We start from the raw sequence: 14671 nt of genomic DNA on the forward strand, positions 1-14671 counted from the left end.
ACAGCAGCGCCCGTTCCGGCGGGCGTATGTCACCTCATTGACAGAGGCAAGCCTATGAACAGTTCAACAAATGCAGCAAAACGTTGGTGGTACATCATGCCTATCGTGTTTATCACGTATAGCCTGGCGTACCTTGACCGCGCCAACTTCAGCTTTGCATCGGCCGCGGGCATTACCGAAGACCTTGGCATCACCAAAGGCATCTCATCGCTGCTTGGCGCCCTTTTCTTTCTTGGATACTTCTTCTTCCAGATCCCAGGAGCGATTTACGCTGAACGCCGCAGCGTGCGTAAACTTATCTTTATCTGCCTTATCCTGTGGGGCGGCTGCGCCTCGCTAACCGGCGTGGTGCATAACATCCCGGCGCTGGCGGCCATCCGCTTTATCCTTGGCGTGGTGGAAGCGGCGGTCATGCCGGCGATGCTGATTTACATCAGTAACTGGTTCACCAAATCAGAGCGTTCACGCGCTAACACTTTCCTGATCCTCGGTAACCCGGTCACCGTACTGTGGATGTCGGTCGTATCGGGTTATCTGATCCAGGCCTTTGGCTGGCGTGAAATGTTTATCATTGAAGGGATCCCTGCTGTGATTTGGGCCTTCTGCTGGTGGGTACTGGTGAAAGACAAACCGTCGCAGGTGAACTGGCTGGCGGAAAGTGAAAAAGCGGCGCTGCAGGAACAACTGGAGCGCGAACAGCAGGGCATCAAAGCGGTACGTAACTATGGCGAAGCCTTCCGTTCACGCAACGTGGTGCTGCTGTGTATGCAATATTTCGCCTGGAGCATCGGCGTGTACGGTTTCGTACTGTGGCTGCCGTCAATCATCCGCAGCGGCGGCGAAAACATGGGGATGGTCGAAGTAGGCTGGCTCTCTTCAGTACCCTATCTGGCGGCAACGATTGCGATGATTGCCGTCTCCTGGGCTTCCGATAAGATGCAGAACCGTAAGCTGTTTGTCTGGCCGCTGCTGCTCATTGGCGGGCTGGCGTTCATCGGCTCCTGGGCCGTCGGCGCCAACCATTTCTGGGTCTCTTATACCCTGCTGGTGATCGCTGGCGCGGCCATGTACGCCCCGTATGGCCCGTTCTTTGCGATTATCCCGGAGATGCTGCCACGCAACGTCGCCGGCGGCGCGATGGCGCTGATCAACAGTATGGGAGCGCTGGGTTCTTTCTTTGGTTCGTGGTTCGTCGGCTATCTCAACGGCGCAACCGGCAGCCCGTCCGCCTCGTACATTTTCATGGGTGTGGCGCTTTTCGCCTCGGTATGGCTTACTTTAATTGTTAAGCCTGCTAAGAATCAAAAACTTCCGCTTGGCGCTCATCACGCCTGAACTACTTACGCTACGGAGATTCGCATGAAGCCGTCTGTCATTCTCTATAAAACGCTCCCCGACGATCTGTTACACCGTCTGGAGGAACACTTTTCCGTCACCCAGGTGAAAAACCTGCGTCCGGAAACCGTTTCGCAGCACGCGGAGGCTTTCGCCCAGGCGGAAGGTTTACTGGGTTCGAGTGAAAAGGTTGACGCCGCGTTACTGGAGAAAATGCCGAAGCTGCGTGCGACCTCTACCGTGTCTGTCGGCTACGACAATTTTGATGTCGATGCATTGAACGCGCGCAAGATTTTGCTGATGCATACGCCGACCGTGCTGACCGAAACCGTCGCCGATACGGTGATGGCTCTGGTGCTGAGCACCGCGCGTCGGGTGGTTGAGGTCGCTGAACGCGTGAAAGCGGGCGAATGGACCAAGAGCATCGGGCCGGACTGGTTCGGCTGCGATGTACACCATAAAACCCTGGGCATCGTCGGCATGGGCCGCATTGGCATGGCGCTGGCGCAGCGCGCCCACTTCGGTTTCGGCATGCCGATTCTGTATAACGCGCGCCGGCAGCATCCACAGGCGGAAGAGCGCTTCAATGCGCGCTACTGCGATCTCGATACCCTGTTACAGGAAGCGGATTTCGTCTGCCTCATTCTGCCGCTGAGCGAAGAGACCCACCACCTGTTCGGCGAAGCGCAGTTTGCCAAAATGAAATCTTCCGCCATCTTCATTAACGCCGGGCGCGGTCCGGTCGTTGACGAGCAGGCGCTGATTGCGGCGCTGCAGGCCGGTGAGATCCACGCTGCCGGTCTTGACGTCTTTGAACATGAACCACTGGCAAAAGATTCGCCGCTGCTGACGCTGCCGAACGTGGTCGCGCTACCGCACATTGGTTCCGCCACCCACGAGACCCGCTATAACATGGCGGCCTGCGCGGTAGATAACCTGATTGACGCATTGAACGGCAAGGTTGAGAAGAACTGCGTGAACCCGCAGGTGAAGTAAGCGAGGAAAGCAGAAGCCCGGCCGGCGGCGCTTACGCCGTCAGCCGGGAGAACAGTGATATACCGATTAACGCGTGGCGTTAACCGCCGCCGTCCAGGCCTGATTAAAGGCCTGATGCTGAGCGGCCAGCGGAGCAATCAGCGCATTGTACTGGCTTGCCTGCTGAGACGTCGGGAACTGAATACCGTTAGCCACGAAGCTCACCTGCGTCCCCTGCTGAGCGACAAAATCACCCACCTGCACCAGCTGCTGAGTAAAGACCTGCGCGGCCGGAATCAGCGGCTGCAGCGCATTCGCCGGCGCCGTCACGACTTTATTAAACACCTGGTCATAAACCGGCTTAAGATCATCAGCCTGCTTCAGCGCGCCATGCGCGGCATCCGCCTGCATTTTAGCGTTTTCCAGCTGCTGGCTCAGCACGCCCAGCGCACCGTTAGCCTGCCGCAGCGGCTCACGCTGAGTGGTATAATCCTGCGCCACGCGAATGGCGTTAACGCTATCAACCACCGGGCGCAGACCCGCATCCATCGCCTGGCTGACCTGCTGTGAATAAGCGTAAATCACCGCATAATCGGACACGAAGGGGCCGAACTGTTTTTTCTGATCGGCGGTCAGCGTAGGCAGACGTTCGCCGCTACGCATTGCCGTATTCTGCAGGAAGTCGATGAACGCTTTGCGCTGATCGCCTTCTTTATCAAAACACCCACTCAGGCTAACCACCATTAATATGGCCGCAACGGCCGCAAACCAGCGAGAGCAGGACTTTCCTGTCGCCATTTTTTTACTCCTTCAGCCAAAAAAAGCGCAAACAGGCACACGCGTGCCAGACGCTGACAAGGATAGTCCAGGACGGCCTTGCAGGATACCCTTTCCTGATAATCTTACCGCGGAAAATATCCTTTTTCGCCTTCCCGGCGCCAGCCAGGCCCGCTGTTAAGTTCATCACATTTAACGCGATAACTTAAGCCAAAAAAATAGTAAATATCTTTTTGATTTAATTAAAATTAATAAAATTAACGGCGAAGGAATTACGCAAAGCGGACGATAATCGCACGCTTCCTGAAGGCGGCACATTGTCTACAGGCAGGTTCAATGGTTTGATTAATGAGCGATTAACGGCGTTATGTTCGATTATCGCACAAACAACATCAATGACAGCGAGGGAGACTATAACAATACCTCTGTCCCCCGCTCAGCCTGCCAGGAATGCCGTATGAAGAAAACAACCATCGATATTCAGGCTTTTATCAACGAACATCCATTCACGAAGTACCAATGGATGATTCTCGCCTTATGTTTTATTACCGTCGCGATGGACGGATTTGATACCGCGATTATTGGTTTTATCGCCTCAGACCTGGTACAGGAATGGGGTGTTGAGAAATCCGCGCTGGGCCCGGTAATGAGCGCCGCTCTGGTCGGGCTCGCCGTCGGCGCGCTGACGGCCGGGCCGCTCGCCGATCGTATTGGCCGCAAGAAAGTGCTGATTATGTCGATCCTGGTTTTCGGCGGCTTTAGTTTGTTAACCGCATTTGCCAGTAGCCTTAACCAACTGACATTATTGCGCTTCCTCACCGGATTGGGCTTAGGCGCGGCAATGCCGAATGCCGCGACGCTAATGAGCGAATATGCTCCGGAACGCCGCCGCGCGCTGATGGTAAACCTGATGTTCGTCGGCTTCCCAATGGGGTCGTCGCTGGGAGGCTTTCTGTCGGCCTGGATGATCCCGCATTATGGCTGGCAAAGCGTGCTGGTGCTTGGCGGCGTGATGCCGCTGCTGCTGGCCGTGGCGTTAATGTTCCTGCTACCGGAATCCGCACGCTATATGGTCGTGAAACGGCAGCCGGCGCAGCGGATCGCCGCCATCCTGAAGCGTATCGCGCCGTTGCCGGATGCGGTTGAATTTGAGCTACGTGAAGCAGGCCAGGTGAAGGAAAAGTCAGCCATTGGCGTGATTTTCTCCCCGCGCTACGCCGTGGGCACCGTGATGCTGTGCCTGACCTATTTTATGGGATTGCTGATTTTCTATCTGCTGACCAGTTGGCTGCCGCTGCTTATCCGCGAGACCGGCGCCTCGATGAGCCAGGCTTCTATCATCACCGCCCTGTTCCCGCTCGGCGGCGGGATTGGCGTGCTGATCCTCGGCGCGCTAATGGATAAGATCAACCCTAACAAGGTGGTTGCCGTCGGCTGGCTGCTCACCGGCGTCTTTGTTTGCCTGGTCGGTTTCTCAACCAGCAATCTGCTGCTGATGGGAGTGATGGTGTTTATCGCTGGCAGCATTATGAACGGCGCGCAATCATCAATGCCGGCGCTGGCTGCCGGGTTCTATCCAACCCAGGGCCGCGCCACCGGCGTTGCCTGGATGCTCGGTATCGGCCGCTTCGGCGGGATCCTCGGCGCCTTCAGCGGCGCTTTCCTGATGCAGGCACAATTGTCGTTTGAAACCATCTTCACCATGCTGGCGATCCCGGCGTTTTTATCCGCCATCGCCCTGGTAGTGAAATACAAACTGAGCCAGCGCCAACCTGCCGTTAAGCCAAATGACGGTAAAAACCTACAGAAAGCCTAATCAATCCAGCCAGCGCTCTGCGCTGGCTTTTTCTTGCCGCTAACCATCATTTACATAAATTTTCCAAAGCTGCTGACACTCTTAGTAATCATCCCCTTAGCTTTTACGCACGCCGCTTTTCCAGGTGATTAACGAAACCACGCCGACAAATAATCACTTCGGTTATTATTTTCCTTGCTTTTGCGACTATTCTTAAATGGCTCGATGTATTTTCCTCTCCGCAGTGAGACAGAATAGGAGCTCTCAATGGAATATAAAGATCCCGTATTTGATTTGTTGAGTAACCTGGAACAGATTGTTTTTAAAGACCAGCCGCAAACGGCTACGCACGCCCGTACCCCAAGCGTTTTTAATGAATTCGAACGGCTGCGTAAGGGCACAGGCCTTAAGACAGATGATTTCGCCAATGCTATGGGCGTCAGCGTCGCGATGGTTGAAGAGTGGGAATCGCGACGGGTAAAACCTTCATCCACGGAGCTCAAATTGATGCGCCTGATGATGGCCAATCCCCAGCTCTCAAGGCAGCTAATAGATTGAAAAACTGGTTTACTATCTTCTTTTGGTAACGGTCCTGATGCAGGGCCGTTTTATATCCTGATGAAAAAAAGTTTGCTATCCGACTGAGAACATGCGTTAATGCTCGCAGGTTTGATGTACAGACCACAGAGCAGTCGAATAGAGCAGTCCTTCAAAGGTTATCCATTAGATATCCCCGTAGTGAACTTTCCCTTTATCGCTTTAAATCTGTAGTCCAGACCACTACGCCGCAAGGCTCACTAATTTTTTTAAAGGTAATTCACTATGTCCGGTAAAATGACTGGTATCGTAAAATGGTTCAACGCTGACAAAGGCTTCGGCTTCATCACTCCTGACGATGGCTCTAAAGACGTGTTCGTACACTTCTCTGCTATCCAGAACGATGGCTACAAATCCCTGGACGAAGGTCAGAAAGTTTCCTTCACCATCGAAAGCGGCGCTAAAGGCCCGGCAGCTGGCAACGTAACTTCTCTGTAAGTTCAAGCCGCTAAGAATAATAAATCCCTGCCTTATGGCGGGGATTTTTTTTATCTGTCGTCAACAGGCGCCATCAGCAGATGGCGCCTGTTGTCATTCAGAGGGCGGAAAAATGCCAGCCCGTTTCCCTCCACTCCAGACAATGGGTCAGCTTCAGACCCTGTAAAAATGCCTCGTCATGCGATACCACCAGCATCGCGCCGGGAAACGTCGCCAGCGCGCTTTCAATTGCCTGGGTCGACGCCAGATCGAGGTGATTGGTTGGCTCATCCAGCAGCAGCAATTGAGTTGAGTCCCGCCGCCAGAGCACGCAGGCAAGCGCCGCTTTCAGGCGTTCGCCGCCGCTTAACGCCGCCAGCGGAAGGCTGACCTTGTCAGCTCCCAACTGGAGCTGCGCCAGACGGCTACGCAGTACTCCCTCATCCAGTGGGGTATCGCCCAGGTTAAGGTGCGCCATCACCGACAATGATAAATCCAGCTGCGTCAGATGCTGATCGAGATACGCCGCACTCACCGACAGCCGGACGTCGCCAGCGGTTGCCTGCTCCAGCCCCATCAGGGTTTTCAATAATGTTGTTTTGCCACAGCCGTTTGGTCCCTTTAGCGCGATGCGCATCGGGCCATCCACCCGCCAGTCGAGCGGCGCGGGGGATGAGTGAGCCAACTGCAGCGATTCCAGCACCAGTACCTGCTTGCCGGCGGCCACTTCACTGCCAGGCAGTGTGAACATCACCGGATTATCTTCTTCTACCCGCTCCCGTGCCTGGTGCACAGCGGCATTCAGACTACAGTTCTGTTCGCGATGCTGACGGCGCAGCGTGCCAGGACGCTCTTTTGCCGCCCCTTTGTACTTCACACGCTCGAAAGAGGCGATATTCAGCGTATCGACGGTACGCAGCGTCTGCGCCGAACGCCGCTGGGCCGCATCATGCTCCTTTTGCATCCGCGCCCGGGCGCGCCGCCGTTCGATTGCGGCATGTTCCAGCGCCGAGCGGGCAGCCTGTTGCTCCGCTTCACGTTGCTGCTGATATTCAGCATAATTGCCGCCGTAATTGCGCAGCGCCGCCGGCGTCAGCTCAATAATTCTCGGCATCAGGGCCAGCAATTCACGGTCATGGCTGGCGATTAAGGCCCCGCCCCGCCAGAGTTTCAGCTGTTGATACAGCCACTCCCGACCCTGACGATCGAGATGGTTGGTGGGTTCATCCAACAGCAGATAGTCCGCGCCAGAAACGAATGCGCCGCACAGTAGCGCCTTCATTCGTTCGCCACCGCTGAGCGAAAAGGCAGGACGATCGGCGGCGAATGCCGGGAGCCCGGCATCGCAGAAGGCTGAACTCAGGCGGTCGGGCAGATCCCAACGGCCATCCAACAGTTCGAAGTCATTTGCCAGCCCTTTTCCCTGTTCAAGGCGGGACAGGGCGTCGAATAGGGACGCATAACCCAATAGCGAGGCGACGGTTGTCCCGGCGGTGAGGGTCGGCTGCTGCGCCACCCAGGCAACGGTGGCTGACCGTTCGATATGCCCGCCGGAAGGAGAATCAAGGCCCGCCAGCAGACGCAACAGGCGTGTCTTGCCAACGCCATTTCGCCCGACAAGGCCACAAAGCAACGGTTCCAGCGATAAATTCAGCGGGCCAAAAAGCGTCTGTCCCGTCGCGAACTGACAGGTGACCTGATGTAAAACAAAAGAGGGGGTGTGGGCACAATGAGCCATAAGCACTCCTGAATGAAATCAATACTCCCCTACCCGCAGCGTTTGCGAGGTAAGGCGTGAAATTCATCAGTCGTGTTTGTTCATTTGTCGTGTGCGCTCCAGTGAGACGAGGGATTCGTCGGGGCATAGGATAGCCAGGCCCGAGCCTGGATTTCAAGATTATTTTTTCACCATTGCGATAAGGCAAAAAAAAGCCTGCCGGATGGCAGGCTTTTGACCTTTCTCGAGATAGTTACTGCAGCAGTGAAATATCCGCAACCTGCAGGAACAGCTCGCGCAGTTTGGACAGCAGCGTCAGACGGTTGATGCGGACATCTTTGTCTTCAGCGTTAACCATCACATTTTCGAAGAACTCATCAACCGGCTCGCGCAGCGCAGCCAGCTCAATCAGCGCATCCTGATAACGGCCTTCGGCGAAGTAAGGCTGGAGTTTATCACGCAGCACCACCAGATTACCGGCCAGCTTGATTTCCGCCGCTTCTTTCAGCACCGAGGCATGAACGATATCGTTCAGGGTCTCGTCGGATTTCGCCAGGATGTTGGATACGCGCTTGTTTGCCGCCGCCAGGGCGGAGGACTCTTCCAGCGTACGGAAGTGCGACACGGCCTTCATGCGCGCATCGAAATCCGCCGGGCGGGTCGGACGACGCGCCAGTACCGCCTGAATAGTATCAACACCGTAGCCTTCGTCCTGATACCAGGCGCGGAAGCGGCCCAGCATGAAGTCGATGACGTCATCAACGACGTTGGCGTTAGTCAGCTTCTCACCATACAGACGCACCGCTTCTTCGGTCAGCGTTTGCAAATCAAGATTCAGGTTCTTCTCAACGATGATACGCAGTACGCCCAGCGCGGCGCGGCGCAGCGCAAACGGGTCTTTATCGCCTTTCGGATGCTGACCGATACCGAAGATACCCGCCAGAGTGTCCATCTTGTCGGCAATAGCCACCGCGCAGGCAACAGGGTTAGACGGCAGCGCATCGCCGGCAAAACGCGGCTGATACTGCTCGTTCAGCGCGACCGCAACATCTTCCGCTTCGCCGTCATGGCGCGCGTAGTGCATACCCATCACGCCCTGCGTGTCGGTGAACTCGAAGACCATGTTGGTCATCAGGTCGCACTTGGACAGCAGGCCCGCGCGGGTCGCATGGTTAACGTCAGCGCCAATTTGTTCGGCAATCCAGCCCGCCAGCGCCTGAATACGATCGGTCTTATCGCGCAGGGTACCCAGCTGCTGTTGGAACAGCACGGTTTCCAGACGCGGCAGGTTATCTTCCAGACGTTTTTTACGGTCGGTATTGAAGAAGAACTCGGCATCGGCCAGACGCGGACGAACGACCTTCTCGTTACCGGAGATGATCTGCTGTGGATCTTTGGACTCGATATTCGCCACGAAGATGAAGTTCGGCAGCAGTTTGCCGTCGTTTGCATAGACCGGGAAGTACTTCTGGTCGCCCTTCATGGTGTAAACCAGCGCTTCGGATGGCACCGCGAGGAATTTCTCTTCAAACTTCGCCGTCAGCACTACCGGCCATTCGACCAGCGAGGTCACTTCTTCCAGCAGACTTTCGCTCAGGTCAGCATTACCGCCAATCTTACGCGCCGCCGCTTCAGCATCCGCTTTGATTTTGGCTTTACGCTCGGCGTAGTCGGCCATCACTTTACCGCGCTCCAGCAGAATCTGCGGATACTGGTCGGCATTGTCGATGGTGAATTCCGGCTCGCCCATAAAACGGTGCCCGCGGATGATACGGTCGGAAGCGATACCCAGAATGGTCGCCGGGACAACCTGATCGCCCAACAGCAGGGTCACGGTGTGAACCGGACGCACAAAGTGAACGTCAGAAGCGCCCCAGCGCATCAGTTTCGGGATCGGCAGCTTAGCCAGCGAGGTCGCAACCATGTTCGGCAGCAGCGTTTGCGCGCTTTCCCCCTTAACGTGGGCGCGATACAACAGCCATTCGCCTTTATCGGTGGTCAAACGTTCAGCCTGATCGACGGTAATACCACAGCCGCGCGCCCAGCCTTCGGCCGCTTTGCTTGGTTTACCTTCAGCGTCAAACGCCTGGGCAATGGCCGGGCCGCGTTTTTCGACTTCACGATCCGGCTGCGAGGCGGCCAGATTCGCCACTTTCAGCGCCAGACGGCGCGGCGCGGCAAACCATTCGACGGCGCCGTGCGCGAGGCCAGCGTTGTCCAGTTCCGCAGTAAAGTTGGCAGCGAAGGATTCAGCCAGGCTGCGCAGTGCTTTTGGTGGCAGCTCTTCGGTGCCGATCTCCACCAGGAAAGTTTTCTCAGACATGGCCGCCTCTTATTTGTCTTTGTTGCACATCGGGAAGCCAAGGGCCTCACGGGAAGCATAGTAAGCTTCTGCCACTGCTTTAGTCAGGGTGCGGATACGCAGAATATAGCGCTGACGCTCGGTGACGGAGATGGCTTTACGCGCATCCAGCAGGTTAAAGCTATGGGCGGCTTTCAGAATACGCTCGTAGGCTGGCAGCGGCAGCGGAGTTTCCAGCGCCAGCAGTTGCTGCGCTTCTTTCTCGTACTGCTCGAAGCAGGTGAACAGGAAGTCTACGTCCGCATATTCAAAGTTATAGGTGGACTGTTCCACTTCGTTCTGGTGGAAAACGTCGCCGTAAGTGGTTTTACCCAGCGGGCCATCGCTCCAGACCAGATCGTATACGCTGTCCACGCCCTGGATGTACATCGCCAGACGCTCCAGGCCGTAGGTAATTTCGCCGGTGACCGGTTTACACTCCAGCCCGCCAACCTGCTGGAAGTAAGTAAACTGCGTCACTTCCATACCGTTAAGCCACACTTCCCAACCCAATCCCCAGGCGCCCAGAGTCGGGTTTTCCCAGTTATCTTCAACGAAGCGGATGTCGTGGATAGTCGGATCCATACCCAGCTCTTTCAGAGATCCGAGATACAGTTCCTGAATGTTGTCCGGGGACGGCTTAATCACCACCTGGAACTGGTAATAGTGCTGTAAGCGGTTCGGGTTTTCGCCATAGCGGCCATCGGTCGGGCGACGAGAAGGCTGTACGTAGGCGGTCGCCATCGGCTCTGGCCCCAACGCGCGTAAGCAGGTCATTGGGTGGGATGTGCCGGCGCCGACTTCCATGTCCAGTGGTTGAACAATGGTGCAGCCCTGACGAGCCCAGTAATCCTGTAAGGTCAGGATCAGGCCCTGGAAGGTCCTGGTATCAAACTTTTGCATATTATTTCGTGCTGGATACGTGTGGATTTAAAGGAAGGGATCAGTATACCCGCTGGCTGCGAGATATACAGTATGAAACGGCCTTTGTTTAGCGAAATTTGAGCAAAGCGGCGCCATCGTGCGGCGTTTAAGCCGCATTTAGCGCATAGAAAGATGTAAAAACTGGCCGTCTGGATCAAAAGAACAGACAAAGCGTTCATTCCGCGAAGTCAGACCGGAAAGCTCATAGCTTGCCTGGAACTGCTCGAAATGATTGACGTCGACGCGACGGGTGTCGGTGCTGTAACGTAACGCCGCCTGATCCTTGCATAATTTTTCCATATTCAGCGTAGTTTGCGGCGTAATACGTGCTTTTTGCGCTTTTTGAACGGGTTGAGCAGGTGTCTGGCTGCAGCCGACCAGCAGCAGCGCCGCCAGGGCAGATACGAAATATTTCATCACCATTTTTCTCAACCGCCTTGTTAGCCAATTGTTATCGTGCAGACCATGTAAAACTAGCCAAACATTTTGCGAATCTCACTGATGCTCTACAAGAGTGTGGCGAAAAACTCAGAATATTCCATTGTGATGACGACAAACGACGGGAGTCAGACTCTTTTTACGCAGGGGCCAATGAGGTACAGATGCAGGAAAAAATAAGCTGGATTACCAACTTGCGCGGCATAGCATGCCTGATGGTAGTAATGATTCACAGTACCACCTGGTACATTACCCATCCTCATAGCATCAGCTTGTTCGAATGGGATATCGCGAATCTGCTTAACTCGGCATCACGGGTCAGCGTCCCGCTTTTTTTCATGATTTCAGGATATCTGTTTTTTGGCGAACGCAGCGCCCAGCCCCGCCATTATCTGCGCATCGCGCTGTGTATTCTGTTCTATAGCGCGCTGGCGCTGCTCTATATCACCCTTTTTACCCACATCAACGTTGAGCTGTCATTAAAAAATTTACTGCAGAAGCCGGTGTTTTATCACCTGTGGTTTTTCTTTGCCATTGTGGTGATTTATCTGCTCTCGCCGCTGATTCAGGTGAAGCAGGTCAGCGGCAAAATGCTGCTGGCGCTGATGCTGGTGATTGGCCTCATCGCCAACCCCAATATGGTAAGCATCAAGGCGGACGGCATTGAATGGCTACCGATAAACCTCTATATCAACGGCGATACCTTTTACTACGTACTGTACGGGATACTGGGCCGGGCGATCGGCGCCATGAATACCGACAGAAGAAGACTGACCCTGATGTGCGCGCTACTGTTTACCGCCGCGGTGTGGGTCATTTCACGCGGCACGCTGCATGAACTGCAATGGCGAGGCGATTTTGGCGATACCTGGTATCTGTATTGCGGGCCGGCTGTGTTTATCTGTGCAATCTCGTTATTCACCCTGGGCAAAAACATCCTCAATAGCCGTGAGCTCCCGGGTATCGCGTTAATCTCCAGACATTCATTAGGCATTTATGGCTTTCACGCATTGTTTATTCACGCTCTGCGCGCCAGCGGCCTTGAGCTAAGCCGCTGGCCCTTGCTGGATATTGTGTGGATTTTCGCCGCCGCGCTGTTGGGTAGCCTGGCGCTGTCTACGCTGGTTCAGCGAATTGATCGCCGTCGGTTGGTGAGCTGAAAATCGCCAATCAGCGCAATCCATGAGATCAGATGAAACGCGGGTGAATAGGTCGTCGCTTTTGTTTCCATTGCCGACGACCTCTCTTCACCGTCGGTTGACAGTTTATTCCACTGAGTTATTGCGCGCTTTATCCGCGACTTTAGCGGGATAAGACGTTGCTGACGCACCGTACATACAGACAAACCATGCCATCACGTAAATACTTTTTTCGCGCCACGGCGCCGGAACAAACCAGGCGCCGACCAGCAGCAATCCTGCCGATAGCAACAGAACCAACCGGCACAGGGAGATAAAATCATCATCTCGCTGCGCTTCCTGCTCCGTTCGTTGATGGGTGAGGACAGCAAACATCCCCATCACCAGCACGCCAAGAAAATAGCCTTTACCGCTGAATAGCGGGCACGTTCGCCAGATACCGATGAGGTAAACCAGCGAGCCCAGCAGCATGACTAATCTTGCCGTCGTACGTTTTAATTTCATTGCGCCTCCCTGGCCATGGTAACCCTCATTATGACCGGGGAATCGCCGGTTGCGGCGGTTTCAGCAAGTTGGAATCAACAATTCGGAATAAATAAATATGTGAATTAAATCAATGCGAAGCGAATCATTCAGGAAGGGAATTCGCCCCAATAGATGGGGCGAGAACAGCTTATGACATCAGCGGCTTAAGCTGCTGATAAATCTGGCGGAACGTTTCACGACGCGGCGCATAACGGGCAAACCGTTGAGCATCAGGCAGATGCGCCTGCTCCAGCGGTAGCTGCGGCAGGAGGTCAGAGAAAGCCGCATCATGATGAACGGCCAGTTGCGCCAATCTTGCCGCGCCTAACGCCGGGCCGACATCGCCGCCGGTGCGGAAATCCAGCTGTTGTCCGCTGATATCGGCGAGCATTTGCCGCCAGTATGCGCTGCGCGCGCCGCCGCCGATAAGGGTGACGCTGTCTGGCTTCACACCACAGGAGTGCACAACATCCATGCCGTCGGCCAGCGCGTAACCCACCCCCTCAAGCACCGCCCGCGCCAGTTCGGCGGGACCATGTTGATGGGTAAGGCCGAAGAACACGCCTTTAGCCTGCGGGTTGTTGTGCGGCGTACGCTCGCCGGAAAGATAAGGCAAGAACCACACCGGGTCGGCATTGTCATCCGCCGACTGCGCCGCGGCGATCAGCGCCGGTACGCTGCCAAGGCCGGTTAACTTCGCCGCCCAATCCAGACAAGACGCGGCGCTGAGCATCACCGACATCAGGTGCCAGCGGCCCGGCAGGGCGTGGCAGAAACTATGCACCGCGCTTTCCGGTTTACTCAGAAAACCATTGCTGACGGCGAAATAAACGCCGGAGGTCCCCAGCGATAACATCGCCTGCCCCGCATCGGCCATGCCAACGCCGACAGCGCCTGCCGCGTTATCGCCGCCGCCCGCTACCACCAGCGCCCGCGGCATATTCCACGCCTGAGCGACCTCTGCGCGGAGTTGGCCGGTCACCTCGCAGCCTTCAAAGAGGGCCGGCATATTGTCGCGGCTGAGCCCGCAGGCGGCGAGCATTTCATCACTCCAGTCACGACGCGCGACGTTCATCCACATCGTGCCGGCGGCGTCGGACATATCGCTGGCGTACTCACCGCTCATGCGCAGCCGCAGGTAATCCTTCGGCAACAGGACCTTATCGACCTGTTTAAAGATTTCGGCTTCGTGACGCTGTACCCACAGCAGCTTCGGCGCCGTAAAACCCGGCATCATCAGGTTGCCGGTGATTTGCCGCGAAGTGCCGACTTTTTCTTCCAGCAGCATGCACTCTTCGCCGCAGCGGCCGTCATTCCACAAAATCGCCGGACGCAGGACCCGCTGCTGTTTATCGAGCAGCGTGGCGCCATGCATCTGCCCGGCGATGCCTAAAGCTTTTACCTCGCGCAGGGAGTGTTGCGCGCCCAGCGCTTGCATCGCGGTATTCGTCGCCTGCCACCACTGTTCGGGATCTTGTTCGGACCAGAGCGGATGCGGGCGCGAGACGGTCAGTTTTTCGGTATGCGTCGCCAGTACGTCGCCCTGTTCATTGAGCAGAATGGCTTTTACACCCGAGGTCCCTAAATCAATCCCGATATACATGCAGCGTCTCCTTAACGCGAACGCCACGGCAAAGCGTGGCGCAGCACAAATGGTTTACAGCCAGTGCCCGGTTTTAGCGGGCACTTTT

Annotated in this window: 13 protein-coding genes; 6 read left to right on the forward strand and 7 right to left on the reverse strand. The window is 55.7% G+C overall.

Going from position 1 to position 14671, the window contains the following annotated elements:
* The first annotated feature begins 54 nt into the window (after window positions 1-54).
* Together ABLU78_RS08210 and ghrB are read left to right on the forward strand one after the other, a co-directional pair.
* Window positions 55-1335, forward strand: coding sequence for an MFS transporter (locus ABLU78_RS08210; protein WP_015369218.1), 1281 nt, complete (start codon window positions 55-57; stop codon window positions 1333-1335).
* Between the two features lie 24 nt (window positions 1336-1359).
* Window positions 1360-2331, forward strand: coding sequence for a glyoxylate/hydroxypyruvate reductase GhrB (gene ghrB, locus ABLU78_RS08215; protein ID WP_015369217.1), 972 nt, complete (start codon window positions 1360-1362; stop codon window positions 2329-2331).
* Window positions 2332-2397: 66 nt separating this feature from the next.
* Here the strand turns inward: ghrB and ABLU78_RS08220 are convergent, their stop codons facing one another.
* Window positions 2398-3108, reverse strand: coding sequence for a DUF3053 domain-containing protein (locus ABLU78_RS08220; protein WP_015369216.1), 711 nt, complete (start codon window positions 3106-3108; stop codon window positions 2398-2400).
* Between the two features lie 436 nt (window positions 3109-3544).
* Between ABLU78_RS08220 and ABLU78_RS08225 the strand changes: the two genes are divergently transcribed.
* The 3 genes from ABLU78_RS08225 to cspA all read left to right on the forward strand — a co-directional run bounded on the left by ABLU78_RS08225 (window position 3545) and on the right by cspA (window position 5917).
* The gene (locus ABLU78_RS08225) at window positions 3545-4903 is read left to right on the forward strand and encodes an aromatic acid/H+ symport family MFS transporter (protein ID WP_015703774.1); all 1359 of its coding nucleotides are present in this window, start codon (window positions 3545-3547) and stop codon (window positions 4901-4903) included.
* Window positions 4904-5149: 246 nt separating this feature from the next.
* The gene (locus tag ABLU78_RS08230) at window positions 5150-5440 is read left to right on the forward strand and encodes an HTH-type transcriptional regulator (RefSeq protein ID WP_015369214.1); all 291 of its coding nucleotides are present in this window, start codon (window positions 5150-5152) and stop codon (window positions 5438-5440) included.
* A gap of 264 nt (window positions 5441-5704) precedes the next feature.
* A complete protein-coding gene (gene cspA / locus ABLU78_RS08235; RefSeq protein ID WP_000014594.1) occupies window positions 5705-5917 on the forward strand; it encodes an RNA chaperone/antiterminator CspA in 213 nt (70 codons plus the stop codon).
* Between the two features lie 97 nt (window positions 5918-6014).
* Here cspA and ABLU78_RS08240 read toward each other — a convergent pair whose 3' ends face one another.
* From ABLU78_RS08240 to ABLU78_RS08255, 4 genes are all read right to left on the reverse strand, one after another.
* The gene (locus ABLU78_RS08240; RefSeq protein ID WP_048229903.1) at window positions 6015-7634 is read right to left on the reverse strand and encodes an ABC-F family ATP-binding cassette domain-containing protein; all 1620 of its coding nucleotides are present in this window, start codon (window positions 7632-7634) and stop codon (window positions 6015-6017) included.
* A 232-nt stretch (window positions 7635-7866) separates the two neighbouring features.
* Window positions 7867-9936, reverse strand: coding sequence for a glycine--tRNA ligase subunit beta (gene glyS, locus ABLU78_RS08245; protein ID WP_015703776.1), 2070 nt, complete (start codon window positions 9934-9936; stop codon window positions 7867-7869).
* A 9-nt stretch (window positions 9937-9945) separates the two neighbouring features.
* A complete protein-coding gene (gene glyQ / locus ABLU78_RS08250) occupies window positions 9946-10857 on the reverse strand; it encodes a glycine--tRNA ligase subunit alpha (RefSeq protein ID WP_015369211.1) in 912 nt (303 codons plus the stop codon).
* A gap of 138 nt (window positions 10858-10995) precedes the next feature.
* Complete coding sequence (locus ABLU78_RS08255) at window positions 10996-11301, reverse strand: YsaB family lipoprotein (RefSeq protein ID WP_015369210.1); 306 nt, start codon at window positions 11299-11301, stop codon at window positions 10996-10998.
* Between the two features lie 179 nt (window positions 11302-11480).
* Between ABLU78_RS08255 and ABLU78_RS08260 the strand changes: the two genes are divergently transcribed.
* Entirely contained in the window at window positions 11481-12476 is a 996-nt protein-coding gene (locus ABLU78_RS08260; protein ID WP_048229900.1) for an acyltransferase, read from the forward strand.
* A 105-nt stretch (window positions 12477-12581) separates the two neighbouring features.
* Here ABLU78_RS08260 and yiaB read toward each other — a convergent pair whose 3' ends face one another.
* Both yiaB and xylB read right to left on the reverse strand, forming a co-directional pair.
* The gene (gene yiaB, locus ABLU78_RS08265) at window positions 12582-12959 is read right to left on the reverse strand and encodes an inner membrane protein YiaB (protein ID WP_015703778.1); all 378 of its coding nucleotides are present in this window, start codon (window positions 12957-12959) and stop codon (window positions 12582-12584) included.
* A 169-nt stretch (window positions 12960-13128) separates the two neighbouring features.
* Entirely contained in the window at window positions 13129-14583 is a 1455-nt protein-coding gene (gene xylB / locus ABLU78_RS08270; RefSeq protein ID WP_048229899.1) for a xylulokinase, read from the reverse strand.
* Between the last annotated feature and the right edge of the window lie 88 nt (window positions 14584-14671).

Source organism: Klebsiella sp. JN_Kp122, from assembly GCF_040062085.1.
Lineage (GTDB): Bacteria > Pseudomonadota > Gammaproteobacteria > Enterobacterales > Enterobacteriaceae > Klebsiella > Klebsiella aerogenes.